The sequence below is a fragment of the Companilactobacillus paralimentarius genome, assembly GCF_963227125.1.
Classification (GTDB): domain Bacteria; phylum Bacillota; class Bacilli; order Lactobacillales; family Lactobacillaceae; genus Companilactobacillus; species Companilactobacillus paralimentarius.
In genome coordinates this window covers 2,623,527-2,642,980 of record NZ_OY724131.1, presented here as the reverse complement: position 1 = coordinate 2,642,980, position 19,454 = coordinate 2,623,527, and the positions used below count along the sequence as shown (strand labels likewise).

Sequence of the window (19,454 nt, the reverse complement as noted above, 5' to 3'; positions counted from 1 at the left end):
TTATTTCCCCCCAATCTTAAGTTGTGGATAATTTTTTCCCTAAAATGACAGTCTATAGTTTATCATTCTATTAAGAAGTTTTCCACAGAACACTTGTTTAAATTATGAAGAAATAACAGTGGGTAATTTATTAATCCACAGTCTTGTGGAAAATATAAAGTGATTCCAGTTATTAACATAGTTATCCACAATTATCGGAGTCTAGAATGCTTGATTTATGGTTGTTACAAACAAAAAACAAGAATTCCACAAATTCTGTGGAAAACTAAAACACAGCAAAGTTAACAGTTGGAAAACCCTGTTTACAGATCTGTGGAAAAAAATAGTTGTTAAATTTTTAAACAAATTATCCACAGTCGAGAATGCGAAAAAATTTTTGGTTAAGTTTTACATTTATAGGAAATTAGCTGTTTAAATTCGAGCTAGAACATGATATTATAGTTAAGCAATTGTCTGAAGAAGTGTTATTTAAAAAATTTTTAATATAAGAGTCAGGAGGTTTACTGATGACTACAAAGAGAACATATCAACCAAAGAAGCGTCACCGTGAACGCGTCCATGGTTTCATGAAGAGAATGAGTACAAGTAATGGTCGCAAAGTTCTAGCAAGACGCCGTAAAAAGGGTCGCAAAGTATTATCAGCTTAGTTTTGAAGGATCACTAAACAATTTGGTGGTCTTTTTTTATTACAAAACGAGAGTAGTCTGGTGACATATGAGAAAAAGCTATCGAATAAAAAAAGAAAATGAGTTTCAATATGTCTATTCAAATGGATATTCAGTCGCTAATCGCAACTTTGTACTATATAAGATTGCGAAAAAGGACCAAAAACATTTTCGTGTTGGATTGTCTGTAGGAAAAAAGGTTTCACATACTGCGGTTGGTCGTAATCGTATTAAAAGATACGTTCGTCAATCACTTTTAGAATTGAAACCTGAACTTCCTGCAGAATTAGATTTCTTGATTATTGCAAGAAAGCCAGCTATTGATTTGGACATGTTTGAAACAAAAAAGAATATTGTGCATTTATTAAAATTGGGTAAAATATTACAGTAGGATATTAAATTTTAATGAATAAAAAATAATGGGTGTAAAAGTGAATAAAAAAAGCTTAAAGAAGTACATAGGTATTGCGCTATTACTTAGTGTCGTATTGGTTTTGGCTGGTTGTTCTAACCTAAATGAACCAATCACAAGCCACAGTACTGGATTTTGGGATCACTATATTTTATATAGTTTCTCTCAATTCATTCTTTGGTTAGCATCAATCGTTGGTAATAGTTATGGTTGGGCTATCGTTCTTTTCACAGTTATTGTGCGTGTTATTCTATTGCCACTTAACTGGCTTCAAATAAGAAGTATGAATAAGCAAATGAAGATTCAGCCGCAAATGAAGGCTCTTCAGGATAAATATTCATCAAAAGACGTTGAGACTCAACAAAAATTAAGGGAAGAAACACAAAAGCTATATAGTGAGGCAGGAGTTAATCCTGTGGCTGGTTGTTTGCCATTGGTAATTCAATTGCCAGTTATGTTTGCCTTGTATCAAGCTATTTACAAGACAACACAATTACGTGAGGGTACCTTCCTATGGATGCAACTTGGAAAGGCTGATCCATATTACATCATGGCCATCCTAGCTGGTGTATTTACTTTCTTGAGTACATACATCTCTAGCTATTCACAACCACAACAAAATGCAACAACAAAGATTATGACTTATGTCATGCCAATCTTTATCTTCGTTCCAGCGTTAACATTCCCATCAGCTATTACAATTTATTGGGTTGTAACTAATGCGTTCCAAGTTCTTCAGACATTGGCTTTCCAAAATCCGTTCAAGTATCGTCGTGAACAAAAACAGGCTGAGGAAGCAGAACGTGAAAAGCAACGTCGTCTTAGAAAAGCTAAGAAACGTGTATATAAAAATCGTAAATAATTGACAATCTCTAAAAATCTCGTTAAGATGTTTTAGAAATTTCAATATCGAATATAGAAAAGTAGTCAAGGTGCTTTTCCGTCAAAACAGGCGGATTATGCACTTTTTTTATGCTCAAAAATAGAGAAGGGAGCTATTTTATGCCAAGTGCAGTAACTGAATACGACACAATTGCAGCCATTTCAACACCTCCTGGGGAAGGTGCTATCTCCATCGTTCGTTTGTCAGGAGATCAGGCTATTTCAGTCGCTAAGAAAATATTTAAGGGACGTGATCTTGCCAAAGTTGCAAGTCACACTATTAATTACGGTCATATTATTGATCCAGCAGATGGTTCGTTGGTTGATGAAGTAATGGTCTCTGTTATGCGTGCCCCTAAGACTTTTACATGTGAAGATGTAGTAGAAATAAATACCCACGGGGGTATAGTTGCTACTAATAAAGTACTTCAACTTTTAATTGGTTCTGGTGCCAGAATGGCTGAACCCGGTGAATTTACAAAGCGTGCCTTTTTAAATGGCCGAATTGATTTAACACAGGCTGAATCTGTCATGGATTTGATTCGTGCAAAAACTGATAAGGCTATGCAAGTGGCTGTCAATCAATTGGATGGAAATTTACATCATTTGATTGCTAACCTACGTCAAGAAATTTTGGATTCCTTAGCTCAAGTTGAAGTTAATATAGATTATCCAGAGTACGATACTGATCAAATGACAACTAAATTGTTGTTAGAGAAAGCTCGTACTGTGAGTTCAAGTATTGATCAATTGTTAAAGACTGCTGATAGTGGCGAAATTTTACAACATGGTTTAGCTACTGCAATTGTCGGAAAACCTAATGTTGGTAAATCTAGTCTTTTGAATCGTCTTTTGGACGAAGATAAGGCTATCGTAACTGATGTTGCCGGGACGACACGTGATGTGGTTGAACAATATGTCAATATTGATGGTGTACCGCTTAAATTGATCGATACAGCTGGAATTCGTGATACCGAAGATAAAGTTGAAAAGATCGGTGTTGAACGTTCTAAGAGTGCTTTAAAGAGTGCTGACTTGGTAATTCTAGTTTTGGACTCTAGTCGAGAACTAGAAGATGACGATATTGAACTGTTAAATGCTACAACGGACAAGAAACGAATCGTTATTTTTAACAAGAATGATTTGATGCCCGTTATAACGCCTAATTCAGTAGTTCAATTGAAGGCTGACGATATTATTTTGCAAACTTCGGCTATTAAGAATGATGGTATTGAAACAATTAAACAAACTATTGGTAAAATCTTCAATTCAGGAATTGAAGATAATAGTAGTAATGTCATTATCACTAGTGCTAGACAAGCAGGATTACTTCGTAAGGCTAAAAATAGCTTGAATGACGTTATTTCAGGGATTGAGGCTGGAATGCCTATTGACCTTGTACAAATTGATATGACGGCTTGCTGGAACACTCTCGGTGAAATTACCGGCGAAAGTTATCCAGATGAATTGATTACGCAACTATTCTCGCAATTCTGTTTAGGAAAATAGTTAATTTAAGTTAATAGGTGGAAAAATGGAAGTTAAAGAATTTGATTCAGAAACTTATGACGTTATCGTCGTAGGTGCTGGCCATGCGGGCTCAGAAGCTGCTTTGGCTGCCGCTCGAATGGGCGAAAAAACATTATTAATTACAATTAATTTGGATATGGTAGCTTTCATGCCATGTAATCCTTCAGTTGGTGGTCCAGCTAAGGGAATTGTGGTTCGTGAAATTGATGCTTTAGGTGGCGAAATGGGCCGCAATATCGATAAGACTTATATTCAAATGAGAATGCTTAATACTGGTAAGGGACCTGCTGTTAGAGCACTTCGTGCCCAAGCTGATAAAAATATGTATCATCGTGAAATGAAAAATACTTTGGAAAAAGAACCTAACTTAACGCTTCGTCAAGGTATTGCTGAAAAATTGATCGTTGAAGATGGTGTCTGCAAGGGAATCGTCACAGCTACAGGTGCTAAATATCACGCAAAGAGTGTTGTCTTAACAGCTGGTACATCGTCCAGAGGTAAAATCATTATTGGTGAATTGACATATTCATCAGGTCCTAATAACAGTATTCCTTCAATCAAATTATCTGAGGATCTTGAAAAGCATGGTTTCAAGTTAACAAGATTTAAAACAGGAACACCTCCTCGTGTTAACAAGGATACGATTGATTTTGATCAAACAATCGAACAACCAGGTGATAAAGAACCTAACCACTTCTCATTTGAAACACCTGATTCAAGTTATCTTCAACATCAAATTTCATGTTGGATGACTTACACGAATGCTGATACACATAAGATTATTCGTGACAATCTTAACCGTGCCCCAATGTTTTCCGGTGTCATCAAAGGTGTTGGTCCTAGATATTGTCCATCAATCGAAGATAAGATTGTTCGTTTTGCTGATAAGCCAAGACATCAAATTTTCTTGGAGCCAGAGGGTAAAGATACTCAAGAGTATTATGTTGGAGATTTCTCAACTTCTATGCCTGAGGAAATTCAATTGAAGATGCTTCATTCTGTTGCTGGACTTCAAAATGCTAAGTTGATGCGTCCAGGTTATGCCATTGAATATGACGTCATCGAGCCATGGCAATTGAAGTTGAATCTTGAAACTAAGGTTGTTAAGAATCTCTTTACAGCTGGACAGATGAATGGAACATCAGGTTATGAAGAGGCTGCTGGACAAGGAATTATGGCTGGTATCAATGCTGCTTTACGTGCTCAGGGTAAGGATCCATTTATCTTACATCGTAATGAAGCTTATATTGGTGTTTTGATTGATGACCTTGTAACTAAAGGAACTAACGAACCATATCGTCTATTAACTAGTCGTGCTGAGTATCGTTTGATTTTGCGTCACGATAATGCTGATCTTCGTTTGACAGATAAAGGTTATGCTTTGGGACTAATTAATGATGACCGTTATAACGCCTTCAAAGAAAAGCGTCAAACTATCAAGATGGAACTAGATCGTCTTTCACGTAAGATGATTACTCCTAAGCAAGCTTTGCCATTCTTAAAGGCACATGATTTGAAACCTTTGAAGGATGGTGTGTTAGCTGATCATTTCTTAAGAAGACCAGAAGTTCACTATCAAGATATTATTGATATGGTTGGTGCGGCTGATTTTCCAGTCGATAACCGAGTGGCTGAACAAGTTGAAATTGCTACGAAGTATGCTGGGTATATTAAGAAAGAACAACTTCAAATTGATCGTTTGAAGAAGATGGAATCAAAGAAAATTCCTGATCGTATTGATTATACAAAGGTTGATAGTTTAGCTACTGAAGCTGTTCAAAAATTAAGTAAGATCAATCCTGAAACAATTGCTCAAGCAAGTCGTATCAGTGGTGTAAATCCAGCTGATATTGGTATTTTGAGTGTTTATATTGAACAAGGAAAGATTGCTAAGTTACCGGAAACAAAATAGTTTGACGTTATAACGCTTCACTATAAAAATAATATATGAAAAATCGGAAGGACCATGTCGCAAGCGACATGGTCCTTCTTTTTGAAATAGAAAGAAAATAAAACGTTTCGCCGTCATTTATCAATTGATAAATAAAATGACAAACTCAGCTTCGGCGTTACATTAAAGAATAAACAATAGCAATGTTATAATCGACCTGTTAATCAGAGGGAGAAAGATATGACAATTAGACATAAAAATTATATTCCAGATAATATTGAGGTTATCGGGGCCAATGCTAATAATCTCAAAAATATCAATGTAGATATTCCCTTGAATTCGTTTGTGGCGATTACCGGAGTCTCGGGTTCAGGAAAATCTTCTTTAGCTATGGATACGATTTATGCAGAAGGAGCCAGAAAGTATCTGAATGCTTTATCAACCTATACGAGAAGAAGAATCACACAAATGGGCCGTTCTGACGTTAAGAACATCAAGAATTTACCTTCAACGATTGCTTTAAGACAACGGCCTGTTGTACCTAGTGTGCGTTCAACCGTTGGAACAATGACTGAGAGTCTAAATATTTTAAGATTGATGTTCTCACGACTAGCTTCAGTAGTTTGTCCCAATGGTCATCGTTTAGATCCAACTTTAAAAATTTCTGAAGTTATGGATTTGCCAACTAGCGATGAGGATATGGGAATGATGACGTGTCCTGTTTGTCAGGCTAAGTTTATGGCCTTTAGTGCTGAAGACTTTGCTTTCAACTCCGATGGAGCTTGTCCTACATGTCAGGGAACTGGTTTCTTAAAAGAAATTGAATTAGATAAAATTATTCCAGATCAATCTCTAAGTATCGATGAGGGAGCTATAAGGTCTTGGAATTTGCCTGGAAGAACTTTACAAAAAGATATTATTAAAGAATTAGGCGTTAGAACTGATGTCCCATTCAAGGACTTAACGGCAAAGGAAAAAGATATCGTAATTAATGGTAAGGAACAAAAGAAAGAGATTTTGGTTCCTACTAAGACCGGACGTTCATTTAGGCTGAATGCCCTTTATGAGAATGCGATAACTGCCGTTAAGAATAGTTTGAAAAGTACTAAGAATGAGAATACTTTGACACGTTTAGAAAGATTCTATACTGAAAAAACTTGTCCAGATTGTCATGGTAGTCGTTTTAATCCTAAATTGTTCACCAATGAATTAGTCGGCAAGAATATTGCTGAGGTTTCTCAATTCACGATTTCCCAACTTCAAGATTTTTGTCAGGAGATTATGGATTGGTTACCTGATGATATGAAATCCTTGGGCAAAAACTTAACTAATGAATTATTAGATTTGCTGTCACCCATCGTTGATTTGGGACTTAATTATTTATCCATTTCTCGTGCGGGTAATACTTTATCAACTGGTGAACTTCAGAGAATTCAGTTAGCTCGGACGATCAGAAATCAGATGACTGGGGTTCTGTATGTTTTAGATGAACCTAGTGTTGGATTACACGCCGCTAATGTGGCCGGGTTGATTAAAATTTTGCGTGAATTAGTTAGATTGGGGAATTCCTTGATTGTCGTAGATCATGACACAAGTATTATTGCGGCTGCCGATTACGTAATTGAAATAGGTCCTGATTCTGGTGCTGATGGTGGTCGTGTTATTACACAAGGGACAGTTGAGGAAATTGAACATCATCCCGATTCTGTGATTCAACCTTATTTAACGGGTAAAGCTGATATTATCAAACATCAACCAACAGAGGTCTTTAAAAAAGGAACCATCAGTATTCAAATTGGAGACCGTTATAACATTCACGATATGACGGCTAAATTTAGTAAAGAATCACTTAATATCGTTTCGGGGATGTCAGGCTCTGGTAAGACAACTCTAATTTTTGAAAGTCTATTACCAGCATTACAAGACAAGATTGATGGCGAGCAACTACCTAAATTTGTCAAATCAGTTGATAACGCTGATATTAAGAATATTGTTAAAGTTGATTCGGTTCCAATTGGTAAAAATGTTCGTTCCACGGTTGGAACCTATACCAAAATTTTGGATCATCTAAGAAAAATCTTTGCGCAAACATCAGAGGCTAAAGCTAAGAAATTTACGCCAACTTATTTCTCATACAACAATAAACAGGGTGCTTGTCCAAATTGTGGTGGTACTGGTGTAATTACTTTGGATATTCAGTACTTACCTGATATGGTTCAAACTTGCCCTGTCTGCCACGGAAATCGTTATAAAAAAGAAATTCTTGATATTATGTGGCATGGTAAGAACATTGCTGAGATCCTAGATATGTCAGTTAAACAAGCTGATAAATTTTTCCAAGATGTTCCTCAAATCAAAAACACACTAGATGTTTTGATCAATATTGGATTAAGCTATCTTAAATTAGGTGAGAGTACACCAACTTTGTCCGGTGGGGAAGCTCAAAGAATGAAGTTAGTTACTTATATGAAGCGTAGTCAAAAGAATCAACTCTTTGTCTTCGATGAACCTAGTGTCGGGTTGCATCCTAAGGATGTTGGCGTATTGTTGGATGTTTTTAATAAATTGTTGAAACGTCACGCCACAATTATCGTAATTGAACACGATTTGGATATTATATCCAATGCTGATTACATCAATGATTTAGGTCCCGAAGGTGGAGTCAATGGTGGTAAGATTATAGCAACGGGTACACTGAAAACGGTTGCAAATAATTCGGCTAGTTTAACTGGAAAGTACCTCAAAGAACATTTGAAATTGTTCAATCAAGATTAAGAGGTTAAATATATGGAAAAAATTGGTGTCATTGGGCTAGGAAATATTGCACAAAAAGCTTATTTACCGGTTATGGCGACTTTGCAGGATAAATATGAATGGCATTTAACAACTAGAAATGAAGCTAAGGGAAAAATGTTGGAACAGAAGTATGGATTCAAACATTTTCATCAGACATTGGATCAATTGATAGCTGAGAAACCACTGGCAGTTTTTGTTCATACGCCTACTAAAACTCATTATCAGATCATCAAACAATTATTGACGGCTGGTATCAACGTTTATGTCGATAAACCAGTTTCAGAGAATTTGGCAGAAGTAGAAGAACTTTACCAACTAGCGGAAAAGAAAGAACTATTGTTAACTTGTGGTTTTAATCGTCGATTTGCGCCATTTGATCAGCAGTTAAAACAAATTGCTGACAAACGAACTATCGTCTCAGAAAAGATACGTGAGAATGCGCTACAACCAACGGCGTTTGCTATTTTTGATTTGATGATTCATTCAGTCGATACAGCAGTTTATTTAATGGATGAGCCTATTCAAAAAGTAGATAACTTTTTAGTTACGAATGATGGTAATTTGGAGCAAGGTTATATCACTTTGACTGGGGCAAAGAGTCACGTTCAAGTTATTACGAATATGGTTGGTGGCAGTAATTTAGAAATGACTACTGTTCAAGGCTCAAAAACACGTCAAGTAGTTACTAACTTAAATCTTTTACAAACGTATCAAACCGGAGCAGTGACACAAACTTCACGCCCAGATTGGGAGAATACTTTGGTAACAAGAGGATTTGATCCAATTACTAGAGCCTTTCTTAAAGCAGTTACTAATAATAGCGAAAATCCAGTTAGTCCGGAGTCAGCTATTCTTAGTCATAAACTCTGTTATGATTTGGTCAAAACAATTAAGAAATAGTGGTTTGAAATGCACCACAATATATAGTAGCGAACATATGTATTTATACAATATGTTCCATGTGAAACAATAAATGCCAAACGGCTGAAATCATTATGATTTCAGCCGCTTTTTTGAAGCAATAAATCATTCTTAAGACGATTTAGATTGACGGGGATGTTTGAACGTGCGATACTACATCTTGGTGCCAAACCGAGGTAAGGGTACGTGGTTGGCGCGCAAGCGTTTGGAAAATCACCGCACCTTACCACATAAAGGGTCCTGCAGACATGCAGGGCTCTTTTTTTTATCCAAATTTCAATGCTATAATTTTCTTAATTTATGAGAGTGGGTGGTGGCTATCAAAAAAGTTTTATTTGTCAGTTATGGATTATTATTGAGTGCTATTATTGGCCTTATTGCGGCAGCTTTTTTAATTATTGAGGGTTTTCTGACTAAAGTTGTTTGGATTAGTGATAGTCATACTTTTCAAACATTCTTAATTATTGTCGGCAGTTTTATATTGTACTTTTTGTTAAAACGTTGGCCAAATCTTCCCAAGACTTCGAAGGATTCGTTGAAGGAGTTGAAGCAAAATCAGACGATTGATTATCAAGATGTTTTCTTGAATCTGTTGGTAACTCTAGTCATTTTGAGTTTTGGAAGTGGCGTCGGTCCTGAAGCGGCATTGTTGAGTGCTATTATTTCACTATCAATTTGGCAAGCTGATAATTTACGTTATTTTTATTTTCAATATGATGAGTTAAAACGATTATCTTTGGGAACATCAATAAAACGTCTCTTGAATCCTTTCAAATATCGTCAAAAATATGATGAGAAGATTGCTCCCAAGACACCAAAACTTCTGAAATGGAAAAAATTACTCTATATAGTTTTCTCTATTAACGGTTTGTTGGCATTCGTTCTATTGATTAAACAAACTGATCAGCCTTCTTTTATTATGAAATTGGGTCATTCACATTGGCAGTTAAATGAGTTGTGGATCATACCAGTTCTGATGATAGTAGGAATTGTTATTGGAATGATTCTGAAGGGATTAAATCATTTATTTGAAAAATCTATTCAACAGTTAAATTTGAATTTGGCCGTGAGGATTGTTTTGGGAGCCTTAGGAATCATCGTTATTTCATATTTAGAACCCAATCTATTATTCTCCGGTCAACATAGTTTGCATTTGTTGATTGGAGCTTGGAGTAATCAATCGGCGACTTATTTATTTTTGATGGCGCTATTAAAATTAATTTTCTTAGTTTGGTGTTTAACCTTTAATTGGCGTGGAGGAGATATTTTTCCAATCACCTTTGCCGCAATGACAGCTGGTTTTGCGACCGCAGCACTCTTGCCAAACTTTGATACTTTACTGGTAGTAGCTGTTTTAGCGACGACTCTGATGAGTGAACTGTTGTCACCAATTGTTGCAGGAATATTTATTATGTTATTTTTCCCAATTACACTTACCCCTATTATTATTTTGGTAGCAGGAGTATTATTCTTAAAAAATAAGTATTTGTTAAAGGTCAGGGGGAACGTTTAATGATTAAACCACAAGCATTGAAAAAGGGAGATCACGTTGCAATTGTTAGTCTTTCTGCAGGCGTATTGGGTGAGAAATTTGCCAAACATGAATTGAATCAAGGCAAAAAACGGATTGAAGAATTAGGTTTGATTCCAGAATTCATGCCTAATAGTTTGAAAGGGATTGAATTCATAAAGAATCATCCCGAAAAGCGCGCCGACGATTTGAAACAGGCTTTCGCTGATAATCGAATTAAAGGTATTTTCTGTGCTATTGGTGGGGAAGATACGTATCGTTTAGCACCTTATCTGTTAGATGATCCAGAATTCGTTAAAAACGTACAACAACATCCTAAATTGTTTACCGGCTTTTCAGATACAACAGTGGATCATTTGATGTTGTATCAATTAGGATTAATAACTTTTTATGGCCCCAATGTTATCAATGATTTGGCCGAGTTAGATACTGAATTACTTCCATATACGAAAAAGACTTTGGAGCATTATTTTCAAAATCCAGCCACTACAGAAATTTCAAGTAGTCCTGTTTGGTATGAGGAACGGACTGACTTTTCAGAAGTAGCCTTAGATACACCTCGTATTAGTCATCCTGAAACTAAAGGATATCAGGTTCAACGTGGATCAGGAATCGTCGAAGGAAAGCTACTAGGTGGTTGCATAGATAGTCTCAATAGCTTGCTTACTGATAAGCGTTATAACGATGAACCCAAAATTAATGAGAAATATCGTTTGCTTCCTGATGCCAAAGAATTCGAAGGCAAAATTTTATTCTTGGAAACTAGTGAAGAGAAGCCGACGCCAGAAGAGTATCGTGGAATGTTGAAGAATTTGAAAGCCAAAGGAATTTTGCAAGTAGTTGCTGCTATTATCACTGGTAAGCCTCAGAATGAAGTTCACTATGAAGGCTACTGTCAAATTCTAAAAGAGGAGACAATGGATACTAAGACGCCATTGATGACGAATTTTAACTTTGGACATGCTTATCCCAGAACCGCTTTACCATATGGTTTAAAAGCTAAATTGGATTTGGATAATAAGAAGCTAGAAATCATTGAACCTTACTTTGCTGAATAAATAAAAAATGAGGCTGTGACAAAACAGTCTCTTTATCTTAAAAGTTCGATGCGAATTTGAAAAAATTCCACATCGAACTTTTTTGTTCTCTAAAAATACAAATAAAAAATGACATTGATACCAGTTTCCTGATATTCAATGCCATTACTACGATCATCATTTCTTTTTTAACTTTATTCAATCCTTTAACATGGAATCTTTTGAAACCTAAACAAGCCTTCATATTTCCGAAGACTGGTTCCACGTCATTTTTTCTACGTGCATAAATATCAGCATATTGGGGAATCGAAAGTTTACTTCTCATGCTAGCTTTAAAATATTCCAATGAAGGATTGATGTATATTCTTTTACGATTCCCACCAGGCGTGAACGCCTGAGGAATCCTATTGTGATCATCATCAAATATCTCGGAAATATATTCTTTAAAGTAACGTTTAAATCCATATTTATCAGTTCTTATTCGATATGCATTAAAACTGAAACGGACACCTTGAGGATTTATATAATAATCATCGTCTTCGTAGTAATTCCAATTCATTACCTTCTTTTCATCTGTTTTCCATTTCTTTGAATTCTCTTTGAGCATAGTAGAGTACGGAATAACGTATTTCTTATAGTTATCATCTAAAAATTGATAGTTACTTTCAGAACCATATCCCGCATCGGCGACGATCACGTCGCCAAGCGTATGGTTCTCTTCAAGCTGTTTTATAAATGGTATCAATGTTCTTGTATCAGTTGGATTTTGAAACATTCCAACACCTGTAATGAATTGATTACTAGTGGCTATCTGAACATTGTATGCAGGTTTTAATTGACCATTCAGCATGGGATCTTCCTTGACTCTCATAAATGTTGCGTCTTCATCACTTTTAGCATAACTATTTCTTTTATCGAATTTCTTCATCTGTTTTTCGTGTTCAGATTTTTTATCAATACGGTTATCAAGTTTTCGGGAATATGATTTTAATTTTCGGCGTTCTTGTTTATCAGGATTAGGAGATTTTTTAGGATTAGCTTCTATTCTGGCGTTTAAATCTTCAAGATGTAATTCAAGTTTTATTTGTACTTCCTCTAGAGCATCGTCAGAAAGATCCGAAGGATTTTCGACGATACCTAATCGTACCTCGTTTATTTCGGACAATAAGTTTTGAATTTGAGATTTATTCATATCATCGAATCTGATGGTATTCTTTTTCCAAACGAACGAAAATTTATTGGCATCTGCCAATATTTTCGTACCATCAATAAAGGACACTTCATCAATCAGACCATTTTGTTTTAAAACACTAGTTAAATTCGTCAAGCTATCATCAAGTAAAGTTTCAATCTCATCTGAAATTCTAAATCTACATATGGTTCTATATGAGGGAACTTGATATTGTGTAAGCCATCTAGCAACGATATTTTCTTCAGCAAATTCTTCAATCTTTCTGCTAGTCATTACACTGCGAGAGTACGCAAAAAGTATCAATTTTAGCATTGCACGTAAGTCATATTCTCGCGGCCTCCCGCTAGAATAGACTTTTTCAATATTAAGCGATTCGACAAGATCGTTGATAAATCTAGCTGGATGATTTTCTTTTGGTTTGTAATCTAAAGGAATACTTAATGTCATTTGGTCTATGTTATAATTATTCATGGTTTTTGATCTCCTTTTGGAGTGATAAATTTTGGGAAGATGCGTGCGAGGTATCTTCTCTTTTTTTATATAATGATACAGAAAAAGCTGATGAATGAAATAAGAATCTCATTCATCAGCTTTTATTTTTTGAGACTTATGTCACAGCCTCATTTTTTAGTCGTTCTTTTTATAACCGTAAGCAAAGTAAATTCCTACACCGATTAAAATCCAGAAGATGAAAGTGATCCAAGAATTGATACTAACCTGAGTCATTAAAATGACACATGAGATGGCGGAAATTATCGGTAACCAAGGATATAGGGGAACTTTAAATTCGCTTTTAGGTACATCATTACGATGTCTCAATTTAATAATTCCTAAGGCTACGAAGACAAAGGAAATCAAGGTTCCGATATTCACCAAGCTAGTTAATTCTTTCAAGGAAACGAAACCACCTAAAAGAATAGCTAGGAGTGAAATAGCATTGAGTGAAAGCATTGGCATTTTAGCCTTGGGATGAATTTTTCCAAATGCTTCGGGAATCATACCGTCACGTCCAAGGGCGTAAATTAGACGAGAACCGCCATAAACGGTGTTGAGCATCATAGTAAACATTCCAGCGAGGGCGCCGATACTGATCAAAAAGGTTACTTTATTCAAGCCGACTTTTTGTAGAGCAAAGACGACAGGATCAGAAACGTTCAAATCTTTATAATTAACCATTCCAGTTAAAACGGCGGATAAAATGACATAAAGAATCGCACAGACAGCTAAAGAACTCATGATACTGATAGGAATATTCTTTTGAGGATTCTTAACTTCTGGTGCCGAGGATGGGATGACATCAAAGCCAAGATAAGCAAAGAAAACTAAAGCTGCTCCCTTGACGACGCCCATACCACCCATTGGGAAGTAGGGATGATAATTAGCTGGTTTGATATAGAATAGACCGATAATAATGAAAGCTAGAACAACTGCAATTTTTACAAAAACCATTACGGTATTCATTCTAGCTGAGGCCAAAACACCACGACGAAGTAATAAGTAGATTAAGACTAGAACGATAACAGCGGGTAGATTAATAAAAGTTCCATTAGAGGGCTCAAATGGGCCTGTAACTGCTTTTGGCAGAGCTACGCCTAATCCTTTGAAGAGACTGACGAAGTAAGCTGAAAAGCCTGACGATACGGCTGACACACCTAAAACATATTCCAAACATAGAGCCCAGCCAATTAACCAACCGGGAAATTGTCCAAAAATAATACTTCCGTATGAATAAGTACTACCAGCAACTGGAAAAGTTGAAGATAATTCCGCAAAACACATTGCTGTCATGACACAGACAATAGCGGACAGAATAAAGGAAATTGTGATACCGGGTCCGGCTGTTTCAGAAGCGACGATTCCGGGTAGGATAAAAATTCCTGTACCGATAATGGCTCCAATTCCCATTGAGGTTAGATTTCCACGAGTTAGAACCTTTTCAAAATGGGCGTCACCGGCCACAAATTTTTTATAATCTGCTTTTTTAAATAATTTTTCTTTCATATTAACCACCTATTAAAAATATAACCTCATTAGGTTACTGGTTTTTTTAATCCTTTGTCAACAAAAATTCGTGATGGGGATTAATCATTTTAAAAATAAATAAATTTTTTTGATAAATATTCTTGACCTAAAGGTTACTTTAAGTCGTAGTATGAAAACATCGATAAAAAAAATGAGGAAAGTAGGAAACGAATATATGGAAACACCAATTTTAAATACAATTGATCAACCAGCTGATTTAAAGAAGCTGGATTTGGCTCAATTAACACAATTAGCAACTGAAATCCGTCAAGTATTGCTCAACAAAGTTAGCCAAACTGGAGGTCACGTTGGTCCTAATTTGGGCGCAGTTGAATTGACGATTGCTTTTCACACAATTTTTAATTCACCAATTGATAAAGTTGTTTGGGATGTTTCGCACCAATCTTACACCCATAAAATTTTAACAGGGCGTAAACAAGCTTGGCTTGATCCAAAACATTTTGATGATGTTAGTGGTTATACTGCTCCGGAAGAAAGTCCTCATGATTACTTCAATATTGGGCACACTTCAACTTCTATTGCTTTGGCAACCGGTATGGCTTCGGCCCGTGATTTACAAGGTAAGTCAGGCAATGTGATGGCTGTTATTGGGGATGGTTCACTTTCAGGTGGTCTAGCTCTAGAGGGATTGAATATTGCGGCTACTTTGAAATCCAATTTGATTATTTTAGTTAATGATAATGGAATGGCTATCGCCGAAGATCACGGTGGCTTGTATCAAGGTCTCAAAGAATTGAGAGAAACTAATGGTCAAAGTTCACATAACTTATTTAAAGCTATGGGTCTAGATTACCGCTACGTGGCTGATGGGAATGATATGCAGGCGATGTTGGATGCCTTTAAAGCTGTTAAAGATATTGATCATCCAATTGTGTTACATGTCCAAACAGAGAAGGGTCATGGTTATCAACCAGCAATTGACCACAAGGAAGCCTTCCATTGGCATGTACCCTTTGATTTGAAAACTGGTAAGACTTTACATCCTGTTACAGGTGAAACTTATAACGACGTTATACACGCTGGATTAGAAAAAGAAATCACAGAAGATAAAACACCAATTACAGCAATTACGGCCGCTATTCCAGGATCTTATGATTTGAAGAGATTCGGACGTAAACATCCTGATCGTTACTTTGATGTTGGTATCGCTGAACAAGAGTCAATTACTTTCGCAGCTGGACAGGCTCAACAAGGTATGAGACCAATTGTTTTCCATTCAGGTACATTTTTACAAAGAGCGTATGACCAATTGTCTCATGATTTGGGTATTAATAAATTACCTGTAACAATTATGGTATCCGGTGGTAGTATTAATGCAGGAGACCCAACTCATCAAGGTATTTTTGATATTGCAATGTTGAGTAATATTCCTGGCCTAACTTATTTAGCTCCAACAACTAAAGAGGAACTAACTGCCATGATGCACTGGGCTCTTCATCAAAATGTTGGACCAGTTGCTATCAGAGTGCCAAGTAATGATGTTCATTCAGCTGCTTTGAATGATTTTGATATACATAAAATGAATATCTTGCATGCAGGTAAGAAAGTTGCAATTTTGGGACTCGGAAGTTTATTACCATTAGCTGAAGAGGTACAACAACAATTGAGTAAAGAAAATCTTGATGTAACTGTTATTGATCCTCGTGACATCTCTGAACTTGATGGCGCAACTTTGAGTAATTTGGAAAAGGATCACCAATTAGTAGTGACTTTGGAAGAAGCCAGTTTAAGCGGTGGTTTTGGTGAAAAAGTTAGTCGTTTCTATGGTGATACCGATATGCACGTTCTTAATTTTGGAGCCGCTAAACGTTTCAATGATCGTGAAACTACTGCTGAATTATGGCATGAATTTAAATTGACTCCAGAACAAATTGTAGCTGAAATTAAGGCTGCTTTATAAACTTAAAAATTCTGTCTTCCACAAAAATAATTAGCTTTAAGATCAGCCTCATTGTAACCGCAGAGCCGCTAACAATGATTTCACGGCTGACCACATTTTTAATTTTTACTTCAGACTGGTAAACGGTTCTACTTATTAATTTCTTTTTGAATAATAATAAACGGCATCTATTTAGAACAAGAGTATTACATTACTTTTCTAAATGGGTGCCGTTTTAAGTTACTGGCTTAATAGAGAACCGATATTTTTCATAAAAAAATAGTCCTAAAATTAATTAGGACTATCGGTTAAATTAATCAATTATTTTAACTTTGATGCAGCAGCTTCATCAATGATAAGTGTTACATCTGGGTGGTTTTGTAGAGCACTTGCTGGGCAGTCTTCTGTAACAGGACCGTCAACAGTAGCGGCAATAGCATCAGCTTTAGCTTCACCATAAGCTAGAAGGATGATCTTCTTAGCTTTCATGATTGAACCGATACCCATTGAGTAAGCAAAACGTGGAACGTCTTTTTCATCATCGAAGAAACGTGTGTTGGCTTCGATTGTTGACTCTGTCAAACCAACTTTTCTAGTTGTACCGTCTAGTGGTGAACCTGGTTCGTTAAAACCAATGTGACCATTTCTACCAATACCTAAGATTTGAAGATCGATAGGATTTTCTTCGATGATCTTATCATAAGCCTTTGTAGCAGCTTCAGCATCAGGATTTGAACCATCGGGAACATATGAATTCTTGAATGGTTTCTTACTAAATAGATGTTCTTTCATGAAATAGTGGTAACTTTGTTCGTTATCAGGTTTCAAGCCAACGTATTCATCCAAGTTAACTGAAGTCATGTTAGAAAAATCAAGGTCACTACTTGTCATTTCATTGTAAAGTGTGATTGGGCTACTACCAGTTGCCAAACCAAGAACCTTAGCACCATTTTTGATATCGGCCTTCATAATTTTAAAGGCTTCTTTACCGCCCATATCTGTATCTTTAACTTTAATAATGTTCATCTTCAAAAATCTCCCATCTCTATTTATCTGGTCTAGTCCAATCTAATGTATTTTCTGTAAATTGTCAATAAAATAAGTTAATTAAATAAAAATAAGTTAAAATCCTGATAATCAATGCAAAATCTTCACACTTTAGGTATATTTTTTAATAAGAGATAAAAACTAAAGAGGCAGAATAATTTGGAAAAAATATTATCTACATCCGAAGGCAGTGTAAATACAAATTTGATTGGATCAATTCACAGTGACAAGATCATTATCTTGGTTCCTGGAATCGATGGATCAATCGATTATTTCAATGAAATGATTCCTTACTTGAAAGATAAATATACCGTTGTTGCGTTAGATTTGCTTGGTCAAGGTAAATCTAGCAAGGTTAAAAGTGATAACTATACAATTGATTCTGAAGCTTGGAACATGTTGGAAGCAATTGCCCGTTTAAAGATTGTTAAACAATTGATCATATTTGGTTACGGTGTTGGTGGATTGATTGCTGTTAATATGGCAGAACTTCGTGGTTTTACTATATCAAAATTAATTCTATTGAATACCCCTGCAACTGATAAATATTCCGATATGGACGCATCGTCTTCTGTAGCGGCTATTCCATTACTTGGGAAATTGGCTAAGTCACCAGTTAAAGCTAGTCTTTACTTTGATAAAAATTTTGACCGTAAGAGTCTGTCTAATCCAAAGATCGTTGACGAAGCTGCCAATATGGTTGATCACAAAGTAGCTAAGAAATTACAAAAGATGTCAGTTGATTACTTGAGTGAGAAATTCTTGAACAAGCGTTTACGTACGATCAAAATTCCAACTTTAGCTATGTATGCGGATGGCGATCAAATTTTAGGCGAAAAAGGTATTAAAGATGCTAAAGCCACAATTGGTCGAGTTCCTGGTTTACAATTAGCTGATATTAAAGGTGCTGGACACTTGGCAATGTTAGAAAAACCTAAAGAAGTCGTTGATAAGATTATTGCCTTTGACGAAGAAAAAGTCGAAAGACAACGAGTTGATATTGAAGAATAAAGTACTCATTACAAACAAGAAAAGAGATACAATCTGTCCAATTGAACAGGTTGTATCTCTTTTTATTTGGAAACCTTAACAGGTTTGATCAAATTACGATGTTTTTGTGAACTGGCGACAGGCACATAACTCTTGTTATCTTTATAGACGAATTGGATAACATCATCGTTGTTATGTAATTTTTTAGCCTCATCGGAAATAATTTTTTGAATAGAAGCAATATAGAGTTGTTGATCACGAGAAGATTTATCATTTTGAACAGCTTCATAAGTTGTCTTGAGATACTTTTGAGTTTGCGTATCTGTCAAAATCACTAGAATAACGGTATGAGGATTCTTACTGTTCTTATCGTTGATATTGTCCTCTTGCTTGATGGTAACAATTTTACCATTACCATTGAATTTCTGATTCAAATCTTTTTTGACCTTAGTATATTTAACCGTAGGTTTATTTTGGATAGTCGTGTTAGAAGTTCTGAGAGTGAAAAAGGAAAGTGCAGCAGCAAAAATCACGACACCAATAAGAGCGATAACGAGGTATTTGATCTTGATGGGTTCACGATAATTTTTATGCATATTAAGACCCCTAATCCTTAGATTAGGGAAATTATAACATAT

At 35.8% G+C, this 19,454-nt stretch carries 15 protein-coding genes; 11 read left to right on the top strand and 4 right to left on the bottom strand.

Annotated elements, in window-relative coordinates:
* Window positions 1-506 precede the first annotated feature (506 nt).
* The 9 genes from rpmH (at window position 507) to ACI6PB_RS12925 (ending at window position 11,686) form a co-directional block, all read left to right on the top strand.
* The gene (rpmH, locus tag ACI6PB_RS12965) at window positions 507-647 is read left to right on the top strand and encodes a 50S ribosomal protein L34 (RefSeq protein ID WP_025085419.1); all 141 of its coding nucleotides are present in this window, start codon (window positions 507-509) and stop codon (window positions 645-647) included.
* Window positions 648-714: 67 nt separating this feature from the next.
* Complete coding sequence (gene rnpA, locus ACI6PB_RS12960) at window positions 715-1,056, top strand: ribonuclease P protein component (protein ID WP_025085420.1); 342 nt, start codon at window positions 715-717, stop codon at window positions 1,054-1,056.
* 28 nt (window positions 1,057-1,084) lie between these two features.
* Entirely contained in the window at window positions 1,085-1,939 is an 855-nt protein-coding gene (gene yidC, locus ACI6PB_RS12955) for a membrane protein insertase YidC (RefSeq protein ID WP_025085421.1), read from the top strand.
* Window positions 1,940-2,079: 140 nt separating this feature from the next.
* Complete coding sequence (gene mnmE / locus ACI6PB_RS12950) at window positions 2,080-3,468, top strand: tRNA uridine-5-carboxymethylaminomethyl(34) synthesis GTPase MnmE (protein ID WP_025085422.1); 1,389 nt, start codon at window positions 2,080-2,082, stop codon at window positions 3,466-3,468.
* A 25-nt stretch (window positions 3,469-3,493) separates the two neighbouring features.
* Complete coding sequence (mnmG, locus tag ACI6PB_RS12945; RefSeq protein WP_404327550.1) at window positions 3,494-5,401, top strand: tRNA uridine-5-carboxymethylaminomethyl(34) synthesis enzyme MnmG; 1,908 nt, start codon at window positions 3,494-3,496, stop codon at window positions 5,399-5,401.
* Window positions 5,402-5,620: 219 nt separating this feature from the next.
* Window positions 5,621-8,155, top strand: a complete 2,535-nt coding sequence (locus ACI6PB_RS12940; RefSeq protein WP_404327549.1) for an excinuclease ABC subunit UvrA — start codon at window positions 5,621-5,623, stop codon at window positions 8,153-8,155.
* A 12-nt stretch (window positions 8,156-8,167) separates the two neighbouring features.
* On the top strand, window positions 8,168-9,076 hold the full coding sequence (locus ACI6PB_RS12935) for a Gfo/Idh/MocA family protein (RefSeq protein WP_404327548.1): 909 nt from the start codon (window positions 8,168-8,170) through the stop codon (window positions 9,074-9,076).
* A 334-nt stretch (window positions 9,077-9,410) separates the two neighbouring features.
* On the top strand, window positions 9,411-10,610 hold the full coding sequence (locus ACI6PB_RS12930; protein WP_309510602.1) for a chloride channel protein: 1,200 nt from the start codon (window positions 9,411-9,413) through the stop codon (window positions 10,608-10,610).
* Window positions 10,610-11,686, top strand: a complete 1,077-nt coding sequence (locus tag ACI6PB_RS12925; protein WP_025085425.1) for a S66 peptidase family protein — start codon at window positions 10,610-10,612, stop codon at window positions 11,684-11,686. Before ACI6PB_RS12930 ends, ACI6PB_RS12925 begins: the two co-directional genes overlap by 1 nt.
* 37 nt (window positions 11,687-11,723) lie before the next feature.
* On the opposite strand, the gene ACI6PB_RS12920 is transcribed toward ACI6PB_RS12925, so the two are convergent.
* Complete coding sequence (locus ACI6PB_RS12920; protein ID WP_025086411.1) at window positions 11,724-13,328, bottom strand: IS1182 family transposase; 1,605 nt, start codon at window positions 13,326-13,328, stop codon at window positions 11,724-11,726.
* A gap of 156 nt (window positions 13,329-13,484) precedes the next feature.
* Window positions 13,485-14,858: an amino acid permease gene (locus ACI6PB_RS12915; RefSeq protein WP_404327546.1), complete on the bottom strand. Its 1,374-nt coding sequence runs from the start codon at window positions 14,856-14,858 to the stop codon at window positions 13,485-13,487.
* A gap of 196 nt (window positions 14,859-15,054) precedes the next feature.
* Here ACI6PB_RS12915 and ACI6PB_RS12910 point away from each other — a divergent pair, with 196 nt between their 5' ends.
* Window positions 15,055-16,800 carry a 1-deoxy-D-xylulose-5-phosphate synthase gene (locus ACI6PB_RS12910; RefSeq protein ID WP_309510604.1) on the top strand — a complete coding sequence of 582 codons (1,746 nt, stop codon included), beginning with the start codon at window positions 15,055-15,057 and terminating at the stop codon, window positions 16,798-16,800.
* A gap of 300 nt (window positions 16,801-17,100) precedes the next feature.
* Here the strand turns inward: ACI6PB_RS12910 and ACI6PB_RS12905 are convergent, their stop codons facing one another.
* Complete coding sequence (locus ACI6PB_RS12905) at window positions 17,101-17,805, bottom strand: glucosamine-6-phosphate deaminase (RefSeq protein ID WP_309510605.1); 705 nt, start codon at window positions 17,803-17,805, stop codon at window positions 17,101-17,103.
* Between the two features lie 180 nt (window positions 17,806-17,985).
* Between ACI6PB_RS12905 and ACI6PB_RS12900 the strand changes: the two genes are divergently transcribed.
* Window positions 17,986-18,837 (top strand): alpha/beta fold hydrolase, encoded by an 852-nt coding sequence (locus ACI6PB_RS12900; protein WP_025086040.1) that lies wholly within the window; start codon window positions 17,986-17,988, stop codon window positions 18,835-18,837.
* Window positions 18,838-18,899: 62 nt separating this feature from the next.
* Here the strand turns inward: ACI6PB_RS12900 and ACI6PB_RS12895 are convergent, their stop codons facing one another.
* Complete coding sequence (locus ACI6PB_RS12895) at window positions 18,900-19,412, bottom strand: hypothetical protein (RefSeq protein WP_025086039.1); 513 nt, start codon at window positions 19,410-19,412, stop codon at window positions 18,900-18,902.
* Between the last annotated feature and the right edge of the window lie 42 nt (window positions 19,413-19,454).

What these genes read in the sequence shown, in the direction of transcription:
- ACI6PB_RS12920 (WP_025086411.1), bottom strand. Translation starts at nt 13,328, where the DNA reads ATGAATAATTATAACATAGACCAAATGACATTAAGTATTCCTTTAGAT.
- mnmG (WP_404327550.1), top strand. Translation starts at nt 3,494, where the DNA reads ATGGAAGTTAAAGAATTTGATTCAGAAACTTATGACGTTATCGTCGTA.
- ACI6PB_RS12915 (WP_404327546.1), bottom strand. Translation starts at nt 14,858, where the DNA reads ATGAAAGAAAAATTATTTAAAAAAGCAGATTATAAAAAATTTGTGGCC.
- ACI6PB_RS12935 (WP_404327548.1), top strand. Translation starts at nt 8,168, where the DNA reads ATGGAAAAAATTGGTGTCATTGGGCTAGGAAATATTGCACAAAAAGCT.
- rpmH (WP_025085419.1), top strand. Translation starts at nt 507, where the DNA reads ATGACTACAAAGAGAACATATCAACCAAAGAAGCGTCACCGTGAACGC.
- rnpA (WP_025085420.1), top strand. Translation starts at nt 715, where the DNA reads ATGAGAAAAAGCTATCGAATAAAAAAAGAAAATGAGTTTCAATATGTC.
- ACI6PB_RS12925 (WP_025085425.1), top strand. Translation starts at nt 10,610, where the DNA reads ATGATTAAACCACAAGCATTGAAAAAGGGAGATCACGTTGCAATTGTT.
- ACI6PB_RS12895 (WP_025086039.1), bottom strand. Translation starts at nt 19,412, where the DNA reads ATGCATAAAAATTATCGTGAACCCATCAAGATCAAATACCTCGTTATC.
- ACI6PB_RS12905 (WP_309510605.1), bottom strand. Translation starts at nt 17,805, where the DNA reads ATGAACATTATTAAAGTTAAAGATACAGATATGGGCGGTAAAGAAGCC.
- ACI6PB_RS12910 (WP_309510604.1), top strand. Translation starts at nt 15,055, where the DNA reads ATGGAAACACCAATTTTAAATACAATTGATCAACCAGCTGATTTAAAG.
- yidC (WP_025085421.1), top strand. Translation starts at nt 1,085, where the DNA reads ATGGGTGTAAAAGTGAATAAAAAAAGCTTAAAGAAGTACATAGGTATT.
- ACI6PB_RS12940 (WP_404327549.1), top strand. Translation starts at nt 5,621, where the DNA reads ATGACAATTAGACATAAAAATTATATTCCAGATAATATTGAGGTTATC.
- mnmE (WP_025085422.1), top strand. Translation starts at nt 2,080, where the DNA reads ATGCCAAGTGCAGTAACTGAATACGACACAATTGCAGCCATTTCAACA.